Genomic DNA, 18337 nt, shown 5'->3' on the forward strand with positions numbered 1-18337 from the left:
CGAGTGTTCGCGGGCTGGGGTTCGTGGGTTGCCCGCTTCCGGTGGCCGGTGCTGATCGTCGCGCTTGTCGCGGTGCTGTCGGCCGGCCTCTGGGGGCTCGGCGTTTTCGGGCAGCTCACTGAGGGCGGATACAACGACCCGCACAGCGAGTCGAGCCGCGCCGCGGCGATCGTGCAACAGGCACTCGGCACCCAGAGCGGCGACGTGGTCGCGATCTACACCCCGACCCAGGGCAAGATGGGTGACGCGGCGCTGACCAAGGCGGTCAAGGCCCGGCTGGCCGCGCTGCCCAAGGCCGACGTCAAAGCGGTCTCCTCCTACTGGCAGGCCAGGTCGGTGTCGTTCGCCGCGAAGGACAAGAAGAGCGCGGTCGCCGTGATCACGCTCGCCGGGCCGGACGACGGGGCCAAGCTCGACCAGTTCCGCGACATCAAGGACGCGTTCACGGTGCCCGGCGCGACGGTGCAACTGGCCGGCGGCGTGCCGCTCAACGACGCCTCGTCCACCCGCTCCACGTCCGACCTGGGCAAGGCCGAGCTGATCTCGCTGCCGATCACGCTGATCCTGCTGCTGTTCATCTTCGGCTCACTCGTCGCGGCCGCGCTGCCGGTGCTGGTCGGCGGCCTGGCGGTGCTCGGCTCGTTCGGCATCCTGCACCTGATCGCCGGCGGCACCCAGGTCAACTCGTTCGCGGTCAACGTGGCCAGCCTGCTCGGCCTGGGCATGGCGATCGACTACGGCCTGTTCATGGTCGGCCGGTTCCGCGAGGAACTGTCGTCCGGCCGCTCACCGGCCGAAGCGGTGAGCCGCACCATGGGAACGGCCGGCCGCACCGTGCTGTTCTCGGCGACGCTGCTGATGATCGCGCTGGCGGGTCTGCTGCTCTTCCCGCAGAGCTTCCTGAAGTCGCTGGCCTACGGCGGTCTGTCGGCGGTCGGGCTCGCCCTCGTGCTCTCGCTGACGCTGCTCCCGGCGCTGCTGGCGATCATCGGGCGCGGCGTCGACAAACTGCCGATCCGCCTGCCCCTGTTCCGCGGCGAGAATTTCTGGGGGCGCGCCGGCGCCGCGGTGCTTCGCAAGCCGCTGCTGGTCGCCCTGCCGATCCTCGCCGTGCTGGTCCTGCTCGCCTCGCCCGCGCTGGGCGTGCACTTCGGCGACAACGACGAGCGGATCCTGCCCCCCGACGACCCCTCGCGCGTCGCGGTCGAGACGCTCAAGACCTCGTACCCGCAGTTCACCAACAACGGCATCCAGATCGTGCTGCAGGACACCCAGGACGTGGGGCCGTTCGCCGCCGCGGTCCGCTCGATCGACGGCATCGACCAGCTCAGCCCGACCATCAGGACGGCTTCCGGCGCGATCATGACCGCCACGCTGAAGGACACCGACCCCTACAGCGCGTCGGCCCGCGACGCGGTCGAGACGATCCGCGACCTGCCGGTGCCGCCCGGCGCCACCCTTCTGATCGGCGGCACGACGGCCCGCAACCAGGACAGCCTGCAGGCCACCGCGGCCAAACTGCCCCTGATGATCGGCCTGCTCGCCGGGGCCACGCTGATCCTGATGTTCCTCGCCTTCGGCTCGATCCTGCTGCCGATCAAAGCGGTGCTGATGAGCGGCATCAGCCTCAGCGCCACCTTCGGCATCCTCGTGTGGATCTTCGTCGACGGCCACCTGTCCGGCCTCCTGAACATCACGCCCGCACCCTTGGAAGTCGGCACGGTCATCCTCATGGCGGCGGTCGTCTTCGGCCTCTCCACCGACTACGAGGTGTTCCTGCTCAGCCGCATGGTCGAGGCCCGAACCCGGGGCGCGTCCACGGCCGAGGCGGTCACCACCGGCCTGGCCCGCACCGGCCGCGTGATCAGCGCGGCCGCCCTGCTGCTGATCGTGGTGACCGGTGCGTTCGCGCTGTCCGCGGTCACCAGCATGCGGTTCGTCGGCATCGGCATGATCGTCGCCCTGCTCCTGGACGCCACGATCGTCCGCATGCTGCTCGTACCAGCCGTCCTCGGCCTCCTCGGCGACGCGGCCTGGTGGGCACCCGGGCCGCTGCGGCGGCTCCAGCAGCGAGCCGGGCTCGCCGAGTACGCGGGTGAAGAAGCACCCGCCCCCACCGGCCGCCACGCGGCACCGGACGACACGGTGGTCTTCGCCCTGCCGGCGGCACCCGCGCGGCGTCCGCTGCCGGTGCCGGAACTGCTGCACCGCGACGACGACATCCAGGAATGGCCCGGGCTGCTGGCGGCCCTCCCACTCCCGGCCGACACGGTGATCTTCCCCCGCTATTCCGACGGCACCGACAAGCAGAGCACCGTACGGATCGAGCTGGAGGCGGCGGGGGTCTCGGCCGAGGACGCGGCGGCAGCCGAAACGGTCGACGCCGAACTCGTCGATGACGGGCCGGCGCCTGAAGACCTCGAGGCCACGGGCATCCTGACGCTCGAGTCGGCCCAGGCCGACGACACCGCCGACGACATGGCTGACGATATCGCCGAGGCTGAGCTGCTGCCGGAGCCGGCGGGTGGAAATGCCTCGGGTGACGACGTGGCGGCGGGAGCGGCTGATCCCCTCGATGTTTCTGCAACCGCTGCGGCTGAGGAGCCGGTCGGCATTCCGGGGACGGTCCCGGTGGACGAGCCGGTCGAGCTTTCCGGAGCGGGTGCTGTGAGGGAGCGGACCCTCGTCGCGGAATTTGTTGACGGGGCGTCCGGGGCGTCCGGATCCGGCGTTGCCGGCGAGGCGGGTCCGGTTTCCGAACCTGAGGCCGTTGGGGTCTCCGTAGCGACCCCCGTCGACGAGCCGGTCGGGGTTTCGGGGACGGCCGCCGACGACGAGCCGCTTGGGGTTTCCGGAGCGGGCGTTTTTGAGGAGCCGGTTCGGGTCGCAGCAACTGGCGTGATGGACGAGCCGGTTGGGGACTCGGGCGCCGGCGCTGTTGGTGAGCCCGTCGGGGTGTTCGGAGCGGGCGCCGTCGAGGAGCCGGTTGGGGGCTCGACCGGCGCGGCGGACGAGGCGGTCGGGGCTTCCGGAACGGATGCCGATGGCGCGCGGGTTGAGGTCGGAGCCGGGGCCGATGGCGAGCCGGCTGGGGCTTTCGGAACGGACGTTTTTGAGGAGGAGTCGGTCGGGGCTTCTGGGGCCGACTCGGTCGGCGAGGTGGTTGGAGCCTCGGGGGCGGACGCCGTTGGGGCGGTCGATCGTGGCGAACTGCTGGAGGCGGCTGGGGTCGGCGGGGTCCTGGGGGAGGCTGCGGGCGACGAGGCTGCATCGGAACGGGACGCCGAGGCTGGTGTTGGCGCCGAGGCCGAGCCGGAAGGCTCGTCCGATACGCCGCTGTTTGCGGGGGCCGGGAACGAGTCCTATGCGGCGCTGTTCCCGGAGCTGTTCAACCCGGCGCCGGAGCCGGCGGCCAACCGCCTTCCCGACTGGTCGTCGACGTCAGACGAGGCGTTTTTCGCGCCGGCCGCGCCTGATCCGTTCCTCTACCGGACGGAGGTGCCGGCGGAGGAGGACGAACGCTACGTGACCGTGGTCCCGGCTGAGGAGGCGCCTGCCGTTCCCAGCCTGGGCGAGCGTCTGGCGGCCGAAGGGTTCGGCACCCTGTCCGCGGGCGTGGCCCCGGCCGAGGAGCCGTCGTCCCGGCCGTTCTCCTCGTTTGCTGCGGAAGCCGGGCCGCTCGCGGAAGCCGGGCCGCTCGCGGAAGCCGGGCCGCTCGCGTCGTCGACCGAACCGCTGCCGCCGACTGCCTCCGAGTCGGTGTTGCCCGCTAGCTCGGGCCTGCCGGCGACGCCGGCCGTGGAGCCGGCCGTGGAGCCGGCCGTGGAGCCGGAGTCAGTGCTGGCGGAGACTGCGGCCGAGTCGCCGGCATATTCGGTATCCGTGCCGTCCGTCCGGCCGGTGGCGGCAGGTTCGATCGAGTCGGCTCCCGGGCCGATCGTGGAGCCGGCGCCGTTGCCGCGGCGCACGCCCGCGGTCGCCCAGGCGGCCGACGAGCCGGCGGCCCCGCCGTTCGCCCCGCCGACTCCGGCGCCGTCGACTCCGGCGCCGTTCGGTGAGACGCTGCCGCGGCGTACCCCGGCCGCCGCCTCGCAGGACCGGTCGCCGGAGCCCGTGGCCAGGCGTGACTCGCCCGCTGCCGATTCGCCGACAATCGAGCCGGAGGCCCGGAGGCCGGTATTCGAGGCGCCCGCATTCGAGCCGTCACTGGTCCCGGTGTTCGATCCGGCCTCGGTGACGAACGCCGCACCCGCGCCGGTGAGCGAGGAGCGCCGGCGGCCGGCCGATCTGAGTGAGGTCGCCGCGGCCTGGCGTGAGGTCATCGAGCAACGCTCGGCGCCCGACCGCCCGTCGGATCTGGCCGGCTACGTCGGGCAGTCGCCGCGCCGTGCCGGCGAGCCCGGGCAGCCGCCGAAGCCGGGCGCCCGGCCGACCGATCTCGGTAGCTACACCGCGGAGGGGCGGCAGGCGGAGGGGTACGGGCAGACCTGGCAGCAGGAGACCTGGCGCCGGCCCGAGCATCTCGGTGACGAGCCGCCGGAGCCGCCCCGCCGGCCGGCGACGCTGGCCGACCACGTGCCGGCTCAGCGTCGCCCGGAGGACGCGCCGACGCGGGACCTTTCCGGGTACGGCGAGCAGGTCGAAAGTTAGTGACGGAACGCGGCCGGATCGACGTCGGCGATGGTCTCGGTGAACGTCCAGAGATGGCCTGCCAGGTCCCTCGCCTCGTATTGGCGCTCGCCGTACTCGAAGTCGGTCGGCTCCATCACGATCGAAGCGCCCGCCGCCCGGGCGCGCGCGAAGTGCGCCCGGGCGTCCTCGACCCGCACCATGACCGACGCGACGACCTGATCCGGTACCGGTGGTGACCGGTGGCTGCCCGTGTCGGCGACGATCAGGTCGCCGTCGCCGAACCGCATCTGGGACCGGTGGTTCTCGCCGACGCGTACCCGCTCCTCGAAGCCGAACGCGGCAGTGAGCCACGCCACCGCGGCCCGCACGTCGGGGTAGGTCAGAACCGGGATGACCGTGGCGATGGGTGCCGAACGATTAATCCGCATGGCAGACCATGTAACCAGCCCAAGTACAGTCTTGGGGCGATGGAGAACCGAATCGACCCCGACAAGCTCGCCGAGTGCCTGGCCGTCATCCGAGCGGCCGAGGCCCTCCCGCCCGAGCATCCCGACGCCGTTGCGGTGCGGCGGGCCACCGCGGGCCTGTTCAAGACGGTCAAGTTGCAGCGGCGGCGGGACCGCCGCGACGCGATCCTGGCCGCCGACAACGAGGTCACCGCGGCCACCGCGACCGGCGCTCCCGGCCGCATCGACGACGAGACGGCCGGCATCCCGTTGAGCAGCAGCACCGCCGGAGCGAGTGCCGGTGTGCTGCGGCAGCCGCGCGGCTGTTACGTCTGCAAACAGCGCTACACGCAGGTCGACGCGTTCTATCACCAGCTGTGCCCGGCGTGCGCGGCCGAGAACCACCAGCGCCGCGACGCCCGCACCGACCTGACCGGGCGGCGGGCCCTGCTCACCGGCGGCCGTGCCAAAATCGGTATGTACATCGCGTTGCGTCTGCTCCGCGACGGCGCCGACCTGACCATCACGACCCGGTTCCCGCACGACGCCGTCCGCCGGTTCACCGCGATGCCGGACAGCGCCGACTGGCTGCACCGGCTGCGGGTGGTCGGCCTCGATCTGCGCGATCCCGCGCAGGTCAGCGGCCTCGCCGACGCGGTCGCGGCCCGGGGCCCGCTCGACATCCTGATCAACAATGCGGCCCAGACCGTACGCCGCTCGCCCGGCTCGTACGCCGCGATCGCGGCCGCCGAGAAGGAGGCGCTGCCCGGCGGCCCGCTGCCCGAGCTGGAATACTTCGGCACCGCCGGTGCGTCGCCGGCCGCCGCCCTGACGACCGGGGCGCCGCACCTCACCCCGCAGCAGATCACCGAGATGGCTCTGACCGCCCGGTCGATCGCGATCGACGCCGGCGGCCTGGTGCCGGACACCGCGCCCACCAACAGCTGGAGCGACCGGGTGCACGAGGTCGACCCGCTCGAGCTGCTCGAGGTGCAGCTCTGCAACGTGACCGCGCCGTTCATCCTGGTCAGCCGCCTGCGCGACGCGATGCGCCGGTCGACGTTCGCCCGGCGCTACGTCGTCAACGTCTCGGCCATGGAGGGCATCTTCAAGCGTGGCTACAAGGGCGCCGGCCACCCGCACACCAACATGGCCAAGGCCGCGCTCAACATGCTGACCCGCACCAGCGCGGTCGACATGTTCGCCGACGGCATCCTGATGACCAGCGTCGACACCGGCTGGATCACCGACGAGCGCCCGCATCCGACCAAGATGCGCCTGCACGAGGAGGGCTTCCACGCCCCGCTCGACCTGGTCGACGGCGCGGCCCGGGTCTACGACCCGATCGTCCGGGGCGAGCAGGGCGAGGACGTGTACGGCTGCTTCCTGAAGGACTACCGGCCCGTCGACTGGTGACCGGGCGGGGCATGATGGACCGATGATCGGGACCTTGCGTGCGGTGGCGCTCGACGCGCCCGACCCCCGGCGGCTCGCCGCGTTCTACACGGCGCTCGGCGGCTGGACCGAGCGGTCGGCCGAGGACGAGTGGGTGGTCGTCGAGGCGCCGGAGGGCTGGCGCATCGCCTTCCAGCTCAGCCCCGACCACGTCGCGCCGCGCTGGCCTGATCCGGCCTATCCGCAGCAGGCACACCTCGACCTGCGGGTGCCCGACCTGGAGGCCGGGTGGGAACGCGCCGCCGGACTGGGCGCCACGCTGCTGCGAAAGAACGAGGCGTGGTACACGGTGGCCGACCCGGCCGGCCACCCGTTCGACCTGTGCCGGTTCCCGGGGCAGCAGCAGACGACGTTGATGGGCGTGATGCTCGACTGCCCGGACGCCCGGCAGCTCAGCGCCTTCTACGCCGAACTGCTCGGCAAGCCCGTCACCTTCGAAGGCGACGGCGTGGCGATGATCGGCGAGGACGGGGCCCAGCCGATCATGTTTCAGCAGATCGCCGACTACCGGGCGCCGCGCTGGCCCGACCCGGCCTACCCGCAGCAGATCCACATCGACGTCACGGTCGGCGACGTCGACGCCGCCGGGACGGCGGTGCTCGAGCTGGGCGCGACCTCGCTCAACTCCAGCGGGGACAACTGGCGGGTCTACGCCGACCCGGCCGGCAAACCGTTCTGCCTCTGCTGGGACTGAAGCATCTCGGTGAGGGTCTCATAGTCCCGGTCGGGTGCGGTCGGCCGCCAGCGCAGCACGACCACGATCAGCATCGCGAACATGATCACCTCGCTCAGGGCCAGGGCGAGATAAGCCCCGAGGCGCTGGTCGGCGGCCAGGCTGTGCACCCACGGAAGGGCCAGGGCGGAGTAGAGGTTCGCGCTCGCCGGCCCGTCGCCGATCCGGTGCCCGCTGCCCGCGATCGCCGCCGCCAGCACCACGTCGAACGGCATCGCGACCAGCAGAAGTCCGAGACGGATCAGGCTCGGTGCGGGCTCCGGGGTCGGGTCGGCGCCCACGACCGTCCACGCGAACAGGTAGCCGATGACCAGGAACACCAGGTCCATCCCCAGGTGGGCCCAGTGGAAGCGCACGGTCAGGTCGTAGGCGTCGGTGAAGTAGAGCAGGAACGGTGCCGCCACGAACAGCAGCGTCACCACGACCGGTCTCGTGAACGCCCGCCGGCCGGCCGCCCACCGCAGCCACTCGCGTGGCCCGGGCGGATCACCCGGTTTCAGCGCCTCCGCGGCCAGCGTCAGCGGCGCGCCGAGTGCCAGCAGCATCGGCGCGAGCATGCCGACCAGCATGTGGTCCACCGCCTCGAGGCTGAACATCGCGGGCGCATATCGCCCCAGGCCGGATGACGTCGCCGCCAGAAGAACCGCACAACCGGCGAGCCAGGCGACGGTCCGGCTCCGCGGCCACGGCCGCCTGCGCCGGCGCAGGCCGATGACGTACGCCGCGGCGAGCGCGAGACCCAGCGGCACGAACAGCGGCTCGAACCGCCAGTCGACGAGCAGCCGCACCACGGTCGGCGGCCCGGCCAGGTCATAGCCGAGCAGCGACTGCTCCCCGGTCACGGCGTCGATCAGGAACTTCGGCGCCGGCAGATCGGTCAGCCCCACCGACAACCCGAAGGCGGCGGCCAGGGCCGCCGCCTCGACGATCAGCAGCCGGCCGGGCGTCGCCAGCTTTTTCCGTACGCCGTACAGCACGACCATGACGCCCACCTTGACCAGCAGCAGCGCGCCGAACCAGGTGGTGAACCAGCTCGTGCCCGGGGCCAGCACAGCCGCGTCGACCACGCCCGAGAACACGACGACGGCCCAGCAGACCGTCGACAGCCGGGCGTAGCGGCGGAACGCGGCCGGCCGGTCGTCGCCGAGCCCGCGGGCCCGGATCAGCGCGATCAACGTGCCCAGCCAGATCACGGCGGCCGGGATGTGCAGGGCGATCGCGGCGGTGGCGATGTCATGCCCGGTGTCCGACGCGGAGTGACCGGCGGTGATCACCGGCAGCAGGGCGAGGACCGCCGTCGCGCTGAGGACCGGGGTGGTGCGCCAGTGCAGTGTGCGCCGGGCGGCGACGGCCAGGAACGCCGCGAGCACGGCCGTGATCAGCCAGGCCTTCGGGCCGGGCAGCGTCCAGGTCGCCACGGCCAGGCCGTGCACGTCGAGCATCCGGCGCAGCGGGAGCCCGGCGGTGGCCGCGATGTCGAACGGCCAGAGCACCAGCGCGGCGACCGCCCAGACGAGCGCGGCCCGCCCGGCCGTCCGCAGAGCCGCGAACGCCGACGGCGAGATCAGGCCCCGCTCCTGCCGCCGGGTGAAGAACGCGGCGAACACCAGCGCGCCCGTGCACACGGTGGCGGCGGCGTCCACGACCAGCCGCAGCAGCGGGGCGCCGATCCGGACCACGGCACCCGGGTCCTCGATGCTGAGCGACGCGTACGGGAACTTCCCGGCCACGACGCTCACCGTGAGGACGATCAGGGCGCTGCCCACGGCGTACGCGAAAAGCCGCCGTTGTTCGGAGATCACCCGGCGGATGGTACGTCGGCCGATGATTTACGCACCGCCCGGCGGTCTCTACTGTGAACGCTCGCGTTGGGGAGGACTCGTGATCGGACCCGAATCGCTGCGGTGGGTGCTGACGGTGGCCTTCGTGCTGGCCTCGGCTTACCACCTGGCCCGCATGCCGCGCACCGCCGGCGCCGGCCGCGTCTCCGAGGCGGCCCACCTCACGATGGGCGTCGCCATGGTCGCGATGATCTGGCCGTGGGGTGCCGTGGTCCCGCCCGCGGCGTGGGTGGGGGTGTTCACGGCGTCGACCGGCTGGTTCGTCGTGCGGGCACTCCGCTCGGCGGGCCGGCGGCTGGTGCTCGGCCTGTTCGCGAGTTCGATGGCGGCGTGCGCGTGGATGGGCGCGACGACGCCGGCCCAGGCGTCCACCGCCCACGGCATGCCGATGCCGGTGGAGGGCGCCCACCTGACCACGGCCGGGCTGGTCAGCGGGCTGCTCGGTGGCTACCTGGTGGTCGCGGCGCTCTGGTGGTTCGGTCGCGGCCTGCGCCTCGGCGGCCTGGCGACGACCCCGGCGGCGGGCCCGCGGCCACCGAGCTGGTCGGCCCTGTGTCACGGCCTGATGAGCGCCGGCATGGGCCTCGCGCTGCTGGCCATGGCCTGATCGTTCCGGCCCTGATCCGGCGGCTTCGGGCGGCGCGGGCTTGGCCTGGCGGCTTCGGGCGGCGCTGGTTTGGCCTGGCGGCTTCGGGCGGCGCTGGTTTGGTCTGGATGCTTGGTGGGGCTGTCCTGGTCGGCGCCCTGTCGGATCAGCCCGCGGTCGGGTCTTTGTCCCGCGCGGCAACGGCCTCGTGCAGCAGGCGGCGGAGCTTCGCCGCGCGCGAGGGGTGGCGGTGGCCGACCCACGCGACGCGGCCGGCCAGGTGGGCCGCGAAGTCGGGGTGGCCGTCGCGGTTCGCCTCGGCGAGGCCGTGGGTGGCAGCGTCGTGGAGGATCGCGCGGAGACGGTCGTACTCGTCGCGGGGCGCCGCCGGGCGCGAGTTGACCACCAGGCCGGCCAGCCGCTGCCGCCCGGATCGGCGGCTGACGTGGGTCTTGTCGGGCCGGACCCGGAAGCCCTCCTCGGCGGCGATCTGCCCGACCCGGGCGGTCAGCCGGGCGGGTGCGCGTTCGCCGGAGAAGGCGAGATCGTCGGCGTAGCGGCCGTAGACCATGCCGTAGCCGCGGGCCAGGCCGTCCAGCCGCCGGTCGAGCCGGAAGGCACACAGGTTGGCCAGGGCCGGAGAGGTCGGCGCTCCCTGCGGAAGGTGCGGCGCGCGAAGCAGGGCGGCGAGGGCCGGATCCGGCGCGGCGCGCAGGACGTGAGCCGGGGTCCGGGTGGTGGTCAGGGCGGTCAGCGTGTGTGCGACCGGCTCGGGAAAGCCGGCGCCGCGGAACAGCCCGTAGATCCGGGCCGCGCTGATGCTGGAGAAGAACGCCCGCAGGTCCATGCTGACCACGACAGCCTTCCCGGCGTGCTCGGCGGCGAAGGTGTGCGCCCCGCGGCCGGTCACGAAGCCGTGCGCCCGATCGTGCACCGGCACCATCGCCAGGATCTGATCGAGCAGCCGCCGCTGGATCGCCCGCAGGCGGGGTTTCGGGGCTTCGATCAGCCGGTGCGGGCGCCAGTCGTAGCGGTAGTGCCGCAGCGCCTCGTCCCGCGCGTATCGGTTGATCTCCCGCCGGTCGGCGAACCAGTCCAGCGCGTCACCGTCCAGCCCGAGGAACTCGGCCAGCTCGGCGAGGTCTCCGATGGCCGGCGCGGACCACCGCATCCGTACGGCCCGCGTCGGAACCACGAGCCGCCGCCGGATGACGGCCCGCTCCACGAGCGCCGCCCTCCGCAGCCGGCCGTCCGCGTCGATCCAGTCCCCACCCGCCGGTTCGCCGGGCCGGGCATCGCGGCGGGCCGGCTCCGGCGGGCGGCGGGGCAGGCCCAGCAGGAACCGGCCCAGCTCGCGCGGCCGATCGGCCGGCCGGCGCGGATAGGCCCGCAGCACCTCGGAGACCAGCCGCCGCCGCCACCGCAGATTGCCGCCGGCCACCGCCCGGACGGCGTCGAGCATCGCCGGCCGGCGCCAGTCGGTAGTGAGCAGAGCGTCGGCCAGGGCGCCCGCGACCCGGGCCGCCGGTTGCCGGCGGGAGGCGAAGGCAGCGTGCCCCGACGATTCCCGGTCGTGCCTGCGCCGGACTGCGCGAAGCGCGGAAGCGCGCCGGCGATGCGCTGCGGTGGTCAATCGCTTGCCCTCGGGGGTACCCCGAAGAGACCCTCGACACGTCGGTGACGCGCGACGGTCAGCTCGGGACACGCTGCCATCCGAGCAGCATAGAGATTTCGGAGTGCTACTGGTGACCTTGCTGGCGCTGGCCTCGGCGGGTGCGGTGCCGTTCGCGGTCGCCGGCGGCCTGCTGCTCGCGCACGCGCCGCTCGGTGCACTCCAGCGTCTGCTCGGTGCGCTCCTGATCGGGGTCGTGGTCTGGCGGCGGCGCAACCCGCATCCCCGCAAGCCGTCCGACCCCAGCTTCGCCGGGCTCGGGGCGGCCTCCGGCCCGGGCTCGGCGCTTCTGGGCTCGGTCGGCCGCTGACCGGGCCGTTCTTACTGGCGTACGGCCTGACGCGCGCCGCCTGCATCGGCACCGAAGCGGCCGGCGCGCTCACGATGCACCTGTCGAAGATCGTGGCGTACGGCGCCGGCGACCTGCTCACCGGTCAGGTCCTGCGGTACGGTGCCGCACTGACACCGGCCACCCTGGCCGGGGTTCTGACCGGGCGGGAACTTTTCCGCCGCGCCCGGCGACTACTCGAAAACCTCTCTGATCAAGGAGCTCGACGGTATGGCGTTCTGGGCCCGTGCGGTGACGGCCATGGCGGTCGGGGTGCTCGCGGCCGGGCTGGCCGGCGGACCGGCGTTCGCCCACGTCGAGGTGGAGGCCGACAAGGCGCAGGCGGGGGCCCGCGACGTCACGCTGACCTTTCACGGCGAGGCCGAGTCGGGCAGCGCGGGCATCCGGTCCGAGCGGGTCGTGCTGCCGGCGGGCGTCGCCCCGGCCGGCGTACGGCTGGTGAAGGCGCCCCAAGGCTGGAAGTTCACGTCGGCCGCGGACGGGTTCACGGTGGCCGGGCCGGCGTTGAAGGTCGGCCAGGACGCCGAGTTCGCCGTCCGCCTGGCCCAGCTGCCGTCCGACGCGACCACGCTGTCCTTCAAGACGCTCGAGACCTACGGCGACGGCGAGGTCGACCGCTGGATCGAAATCCCGCAGGACGGCCAGCCCGAGCCCGACCACCCGGCCCCGACCATCAAGCTGAAGGCCGCCGCCAAGCCGGCCACGACGAGCCCGAGCGCGGCCGCGCCGACCAGTGCCGCCGCGTCGCCGGCCGCCTCGGTCCCGGCCGCGGCAAACACGGCCGAGGCCGCTGACTCCGACAAATCGGGTGTTGGGTGGTGGATCGCCCTGGCCGTCGTCGTGATCGCCGCCGTCACCGGCCTGCTGCTCTGGCGCCGCCGCTCGACGTCCGCACCCTGACGCCGTTCCTGCAATCCGCGCGGCACCAGAAGCAGCGACGGCTCCCGCCGGGCGAAAGGCAGCGACGGCTCGCGCCGGGCGAAAGGCAGCGACGGCTCCCGCCGGGCGAAAGGCTGCGACGGCTTGCGCCGGCCGGGAGGCGCTGACAGCGTGGGTGGGACGGGGACCGCCGCCGGCTTGTGCCGGATCGGGGGCGTCGCCGGCGCCCGGACGTGGAAAAGTAGGGCCCATCCGTGGCCGGGCGGGCGCCGAATCCCTCGCCGAACGACGTGACGGCGAAAGGCGGACCCCATGGCGGAGCGCGGCGCGAGCCGCCGGCCGGAGCACCTGAGGTCGGTGCCCGCACCGGACCCGGATGGCCCGGCCGACCCCGGTGACCTGCTGCGGGCCGTCGCCCGCGGCGACGAGAAATCGTTCGGCCACCTCTACGATCTGGTCGCGCCACGGGTGTACGGCCTGATCCGCCGGGTCCTGCGCGACCCGGCCCAGGCCGAAGAGGTGGCGCAGGAGGTGCTGGTGGAGGTGTGGCGTACGGCCGCCCGCTTCGATCCCGCGCGCGGTTCGGCGACGGCCTGGGTGTTCACGATCGCCCATCGCCGGGCGGTCGATCGGGTGCGGTCCGAGCAGGCGGCGGCCGAGCGGGTGCTGCGAGTCGGTGCGGCCTCGGTCGATACCCCGTACGACGCGGTGGCCGACGAGGTCTCCGGTCGCCTCGAGCGCCAGCAGGTGCGCAACTGTCTTGACGAGCTGACCGAGTTGCAGCGCCAGGCGGTCACTCTCGCCTACTACCAGGGCCACAGCTATCCGCAGGTCGCGGAGTTGCTCAACGCGCCGCTTCCGACGATCAAGACGAGGATGCGCGACGGTCTGATCCGCCTGCGCGACTGCCTGGGGGTGCCGGCATGAGCGACGACATTCACGCGCTGGTCGGCGCCTACGCCCTCGATGCGGTCGACGACCTCGAGCGGGCCGCCTTCGACAGGCATCTGCGCGGCTGCGGTGCCTGCCAGGTCGAGGTCACCGAGCTTCAGGAGACGGCCGCCCGTCTCGCCGACGGCACCTGGTCGGTTCCGCCGCCCGCGCTCCGCGACAACGTGCTGGCCGAGATCGCCACGACCCGCCAGGTGGCGCCGGTCGGGCCGGCCCGGCTCCGGCGGCCGGGTTCGCTGCGGCTTCGCCTGACGGCCGCGGCCGCCGCGGTGGTTGCGGCGGCGACGGCGGGCACGGCGGTGTTCGTGGTTCAGGAGGACCGCGTACGCCATGAGCGGGCGCTCGCCGAGGCCGCACGGTCCGGCAGTCCCCGGGTGGAGGCCATCCTCGCCTCGCCCGACCTGGTCGTACGCCAGGAGGAGCTGACCACCGGCGGCAAGGTGACCGTCGCGTCCTCGCGTCTGCAGGACGCCGGCGTGATCCTGCTGGCCGCCACCGGCGCGCCGGCCGACAACCGCGTCTTCGAGCTGTGGACGGTTCGCGGCGGGGCGGCGGTGCAGGCCGGCACCCTCGATGTCGGCCAGCGGCACATCGTCCAGGTCGTGGAGGGGCTGACCGGCTCGTCCGACGTCGGCGTCACCGTCGAGCGTGCCGGTGGTTCGGCCACGCCCACGCTGCCGATGGTCGGCGACGTGAAATTAACTTGAGGTCCGACCCATCCGCTCGACGGTTCGTCCCGAATCAAGGGTGAAAGTACCCAATGAGGAGGAACGAACCATGCGTGCAACCAAGCTCACCGCCGTGGCCGCCGCGACCATCTTTTCGATCTCGCTGGCGGCCTGCGGCAGCAACGACGACTCCTCGAGTTCGTCGGCCCCGAGCATGATGCCGACGACGATGGCGCCGTCCTCGATGGCGCCGTCGTCCGACGCGATGATGGCCAACTTCGGCGCCGGGTGTGCCGCGGTGCCGACCGACCCGTCCGACAAGGGCAGCTTCCAGTCGATGGCCCAGGTGCCGGTGGCCACGGCCGCGTCCGGCAACCCGCTGCTGTCGACCCTGGTCTCGGCGGTCAAGAAGGCCGGCCTGGTCGACTCTCTCAACTCGGCCCAGGGCATCACCGTCTTCGCGCCGACCAACGACGCGTTCAAGGCGATCCCGAAGGCGACGCTGGACAAGGTGCTGGCCGACAAGAAGACGCTGACGAGCATCCTGACCTACCACGTCGTACCGGAGAAGCTGACGCCGACCGACCTGGCCGGAACCCACAAGACCCTGCAGGGTGGCGAGCTGACGGTCAGCGGCAGCGGCCAGGACTTCAAGGTCGACGGCAAGGCGTCGGTGATCTGCGGCAACGTGCAGACCGCGAACGCCAACGTCTACATCATCGACTCCGTCCTGATGCCGAAGAGCTGATGGCTCACCTGCTGAAAGCCGCCGCCGCGGGCGTGCTGGCGGCGGCCTGCGGTGTCGCGGCGGCGGAACTCTTCGCCGCCGCGACCCGGCCCGGCGCCGCCCCGCTGATCGCGGTCGGCGGGGCGATCATCGACGCGACGCCGACCCCGGTCAAGGAGTTCGCCGTACGCGAGCTGGGCACCAACGACAAACCCGCCCTCCTGACCGGCATCGGCGTGGCTCTGGTCCTGTTCGCCGCGGCGGTCGGCGTCGGGGCGGCGTGGCGCCGGCTGGTGCTCCCGGCCGGCGTGGCCGCGCTGGGCGCCGCCGGGGCCGGGGCGGCCCTGTCCCGCCCGGCGGCAACCTGGTTCGACGCCGTCCCGGCGGTGCTCGCGGCGCTGATCGCGGGCGTCGTCCTGCACTGGCTGCTCCGCCGCCTGCCGAGGCAGGCCGCAGCCGGTCGGCGCCCGAAATCCTCTCCGCGGCCGGCGGTCGTGGATCACGGGCTTCTAGCGCAGGCAGCTGAAGACCAGCGGCCCTTGCTGATGGCAGCGGAACCGCGCCGGTCCGCCCCGAAGGCAACGGGAAAAACGCAGCGACCCGCGCAGCCGCCGGACGACACGCGGCCGGGTGAGACGCGGGCGGGCGGCGAGATGTCGCCGGTGAATGCGGCGTCGCCGGCGGTGGCCGACGGAGGGTCTTCTCCGATGAAAGGGCCGGATCGGCGGGCGTTTCTGCGGGCGGCGGCCCTCGTGGCCGCCGGGGCGGTCGTGGCCGAGGCCGGCGCCCAAGCTGTCACCCGGGCGCGGAGCGGCGCGGCCGGGCGGAACCGGGCCGCGATCAAGCTGCCGGCCCCGAAGGACCCGGCCCGGCCGCTGCCCGGCGGGATCGGGCCCGGCTTCACCACTCCCGCGAACACCTTCTACCGGGTCGACACGGCGCTGACCGTCCCGCGGATCGATCCCTCGAGCTGGCGGCTCAAGATCCACGGCATGGTCGGCAAGGAGGCGACCCTGTCGCTCGACGACCTGCTCAAGCGGCCCCTGATCGAACGCGACATCACCCTCAACTGTGTCTCCAACGAGGTCGGCGGCCCCTACATCGGTACCGCCCGCTGGCTCGGCGTGCCGCTCGGTCCGCTGCTGCGCGAACTCGCTATCGACCCCCGCGCCGACCAGATCGTGGCCCGCTCGACCGAGGGCATGACGATCGGTACGCCGGTCACCACCGCTCTCGACGGCCGCGACACCATGCTGGTCGTCGGCATGAACGGCGCCCCTCTGCCGCTCGAGCACGGCTTCCCGGTGCGGATGCTGACCCCGGGACTCTACGGATATGCCGGTGCCTGCAAGTGGCTCGACGAGATCGAGGTGACCCGGTTCGACCGGTTCGACGCCTACTGGGTGAAGCGGGGCTGGGCCCGCGTCGGCACGGTGCGGACCGCCTCGCGCATCGACCGGCCGAAGCCGTTCGCCCGCCTGTCCGCGGGAGAGACCACGGTCGCCGGTGTCGCCTGGGCCCAGCGGCGGGGCATCAAGCAGGTCGAGGTCAGCATCGATGACGGTCCCTGGCAGCGCGCCGACCTGCTGCCCGTACCGTCCGTGGACACCTGGGTGCAGTGGCGTTACACCTGGCGGCCGGGCAAGGGCCCGCACTCGATCAGGGTCCGCGCGACCGACGGCACCGGGGCGGTGCAGACCGAGGCCCGGGCCACCCCGTTCCCCAGCGGCTCCACCGGCTGGCACACGATCACGGTGACGGCACTCTGATGGTCGTGGTGACGGTGTCCTCGTCGATGTCGGTGGTGCGGACGGTGAACTTGACCTGGTAGGTGCCGGGGAACGGGAACGTGATCGCCCCGGCCGCGTGGTTCCTGGGCACGAGCCCGAGCATCGGCTGGCTGACCGGCTGCAGATCCTCGTCGCCGAGCAGCTGCGAGGTGATCGTCCACTCCTCGGCCGGCAGCGGGGCGCCGGCCGCCGTGTAGAGGAAGGCGTGCACCGAGTTGTTGTCGCCCAGTTCGACCGGGAAGATGTTGAACTGCAGCGTGTACAGCCGGCCGGCGAGGGTCCCCGACACGCCCTGGTTGCGCACCGCGCCCTGCTCGACGGGCGTGGTCCGCGCCGGGTTGACCTGCACCAGCACCGCGCTCAGCCCGATCACCACCGCCGTGGCGAGCACCTCGGCGCCGACCGTCCAGCGCATCCGGCGGGCACCCGCCGACGGCACCTGGGCGCGCCGCACCATCCGCCGCGCATAGGAGGCGACCAGCAGCGTCCCGCCCAGCAGCACGATCTTGGCGATCAGCAGCTTGCCGTACTCCGTACGCCAGAGCAGGTCGAGCTTGCCGACCTGGACCACGGCCTGCACGGTTCCGCCCGCGATCAGCCAGACCACCGACAGCGCCGCCCAGCGCGACCACGCGGGCAGGAGCACGCCCAGCACCCGCGGGTGGGTGCCCCGCAACAGGAAGAGGGAGAGCGTCGCCAGCCCGCCGAGCCAGACCGACATGGCCGCGATGTGCACGACGTCCGACGCGACGATCGCCGGGGCCAGCGGTGCGACGCTCGGGTGCCCGGTCAGCGGCCACGTGACCAGCCCGCCCACCGCCAGCGCGAGCACGGTGAAACCGGCGAGGCGTGACGCGCTGCCCCGCAGCACCGGCGTGATCAGCCCGGCCACCAGAAGCAGCACCACAAGCCGGGCCATCAGGACAGCACCGAAGGAACTGGCCGCGACCTGCTGCAGCTCGACCGGGCTGACGTCCCAGAGGGCGGCCCCGCTGCTCGCCGGCGCCTGGGTCCAGAACGCCCCCAGCGTCGCGACCGCGATCAGCCCGAGGCCGCCGCGGGCCAGCACGATCGCCCCGCGGCGGGATCTCGACCGGGGCCACAGCAGGGCGAGGAACAACGCCGGGCCGACCGAGAGCACCAGACCGGCGTACCCCAGGAAATGCCAGACCGGCGTGGCCAGCGTGACCGACCGATGGGTCCTGGCGTCGGAGGCCTGCGGCGGCGTCGCCGAAGGCGCGCCGACCGAGAAGGTGACGGCGCCGCCGACCGGATGAGTGTCGGCCGAGATGACCCGGTAGCTGACCAGGTAGGTGCCGAGCGGCTTGGCCGCCTTGCGGACCGGGATGTGCAGTACGTCGCCGGTCACGCTCGGGGTGCCGGAGATCTTCTTGCCGTCCGGCGCCAATACGATGATCTTGCCCTCGACCACGCTCACGTGCTCGCTGAACGTAATGGTGATCTCGGTGGGGGAGTCGCCGATGGTGCTGCCCGGCGCCGGGTTGGAGCCGATCAACGCGGCGTGGGCGCTGGCCGGGCTCGCCGGGGCGAGCAGAGCTCCGAGCGCGATCAGCAAAAACAGCAGTACGCGCCCCTCTTGATGCCATT

14 protein-coding genes are annotated in these 18337 nt (G+C 72.9%); 10 read left to right on the plus strand and 4 right to left on the minus strand.

The features are described 5' to 3' along the window. Positions 1-3: 3 nt before the first annotated feature. Entirely contained in the window at positions 4-4650 is a 4647-nt protein-coding gene (locus tag ACIA5C_RS46170; protein WP_396067238.1) for an MMPL family transporter, read from the plus strand. On the opposite strand, the gene ACIA5C_RS46175 is transcribed toward ACIA5C_RS46170, so the two are convergent. Beyond that, positions 4647-5060, minus strand: a complete 414-nt coding sequence (locus tag ACIA5C_RS46175) for a VOC family protein (RefSeq protein WP_396067240.1) — start codon at positions 5058-5060, stop codon at positions 4647-4649. The two genes, ACIA5C_RS46170 and ACIA5C_RS46175, sit on opposite strands and share 4 nt — an antisense overlap. 39 nt (positions 5061-5099) lie before the next feature. Between ACIA5C_RS46175 and ACIA5C_RS46180 the strand changes: the two genes are divergently transcribed. Continuing rightward, the gene (locus ACIA5C_RS46180) at positions 5100-6494 is read left to right on the plus strand and encodes an SDR family NAD(P)-dependent oxidoreductase (protein WP_396067242.1); all 1395 of its coding nucleotides are present in this window, start codon (positions 5100-5102) and stop codon (positions 6492-6494) included. 22 nt (positions 6495-6516) lie between these two features. Continuing rightward, the gene (locus ACIA5C_RS46185; protein ID WP_396067244.1) at positions 6517-7227 is read left to right on the plus strand and encodes a VOC family protein; all 711 of its coding nucleotides are present in this window, start codon (positions 6517-6519) and stop codon (positions 7225-7227) included. Here ACIA5C_RS46185 and ACIA5C_RS46190 read toward each other — a convergent pair. After that, positions 7182-9068 carry a cytochrome c oxidase assembly protein gene (locus ACIA5C_RS46190; RefSeq protein ID WP_396067246.1) on the minus strand — a complete coding sequence of 629 codons (1887 nt, stop codon included), beginning with the start codon at positions 9066-9068 and terminating at the stop codon, positions 7182-7184. The genes ACIA5C_RS46185 and ACIA5C_RS46190 overlap by 46 nt on opposite strands. Before the next feature lie 79 nt (positions 9069-9147). Here ACIA5C_RS46190 and ACIA5C_RS46195 point away from each other — a divergent pair, with 79 nt between their 5' ends. Continuing rightward, complete coding sequence (locus tag ACIA5C_RS46195; protein ID WP_396067248.1) at positions 9148-9714, plus strand: DUF5134 domain-containing protein; 567 nt, start codon at positions 9148-9150, stop codon at positions 9712-9714. 145 nt (positions 9715-9859) lie between these two features. Here ACIA5C_RS46195 and ACIA5C_RS46200 read toward each other — a convergent pair whose 3' ends face one another. Further along, positions 9860-11326: a reverse transcriptase family protein gene (locus ACIA5C_RS46200; RefSeq protein ID WP_396067250.1), complete on the minus strand. Its 1467-nt coding sequence runs from the start codon at positions 11324-11326 to the stop codon at positions 9860-9862. 103 nt (positions 11327-11429) lie between these two features. Here ACIA5C_RS46200 and ACIA5C_RS46205 point away from each other — a divergent pair, with 103 nt between their 5' ends. From ACIA5C_RS46205 to ACIA5C_RS46230, 6 genes are all read left to right on the plus strand, one after another. Continuing rightward, the gene (locus tag ACIA5C_RS46205) at positions 11430-11675 is read left to right on the plus strand and encodes a hypothetical protein (RefSeq protein WP_396067252.1); all 246 of its coding nucleotides are present in this window, start codon (positions 11430-11432) and stop codon (positions 11673-11675) included. Between the two features lie 249 nt (positions 11676-11924). Continuing rightward, positions 11925-12614, plus strand: a complete 690-nt coding sequence (locus ACIA5C_RS46210; RefSeq protein ID WP_396067254.1) for a DUF1775 domain-containing protein — start codon at positions 11925-11927, stop codon at positions 12612-12614. A 291-nt stretch (positions 12615-12905) separates the two neighbouring features. After that, positions 12906-13520: a sigma-70 family RNA polymerase sigma factor gene (locus tag ACIA5C_RS46215; RefSeq protein ID WP_396067257.1), complete on the plus strand. Its 615-nt coding sequence runs from the start codon at positions 12906-12908 to the stop codon at positions 13518-13520. Beyond that, a complete protein-coding gene (locus ACIA5C_RS46220) occupies positions 13517-14251 on the plus strand; it encodes an anti-sigma factor domain-containing protein (protein ID WP_396067259.1) in 735 nt (244 codons plus the stop codon). Before ACIA5C_RS46215 ends, ACIA5C_RS46220 begins: the two co-directional genes overlap by 4 nt. A gap of 70 nt (positions 14252-14321) precedes the next feature. Continuing rightward, complete coding sequence (locus ACIA5C_RS46225) at positions 14322-14960, plus strand: fasciclin domain-containing protein (RefSeq protein ID WP_396067261.1); 639 nt, start codon at positions 14322-14324, stop codon at positions 14958-14960. Continuing rightward, positions 14960-16708 (plus strand): molybdopterin-dependent oxidoreductase, encoded by a 1749-nt coding sequence (locus ACIA5C_RS46230; RefSeq protein ID WP_396067263.1) that lies wholly within the window; start codon positions 14960-14962, stop codon positions 16706-16708. The genes ACIA5C_RS46225 and ACIA5C_RS46230 overlap by 1 nt, the downstream gene beginning before the upstream one ends. Here ACIA5C_RS46230 and ACIA5C_RS46235 read toward each other — a convergent pair. Further along, complete coding sequence (locus ACIA5C_RS46235) at positions 16689-18305, minus strand: copper resistance CopC/CopD family protein (RefSeq protein ID WP_396067265.1); 1617 nt, start codon at positions 18303-18305, stop codon at positions 16689-16691. The genes ACIA5C_RS46230 and ACIA5C_RS46235 overlap by 20 nt on opposite strands. Between the last annotated feature and the right edge of the window lie 32 nt (positions 18306-18337).

This window comes from Actinoplanes sp. NPDC051343 (assembly GCF_044455125.1).
Classification (GTDB): Bacteria; Actinomycetota; Actinomycetes; order Mycobacteriales; family Micromonosporaceae; genus Actinoplanes.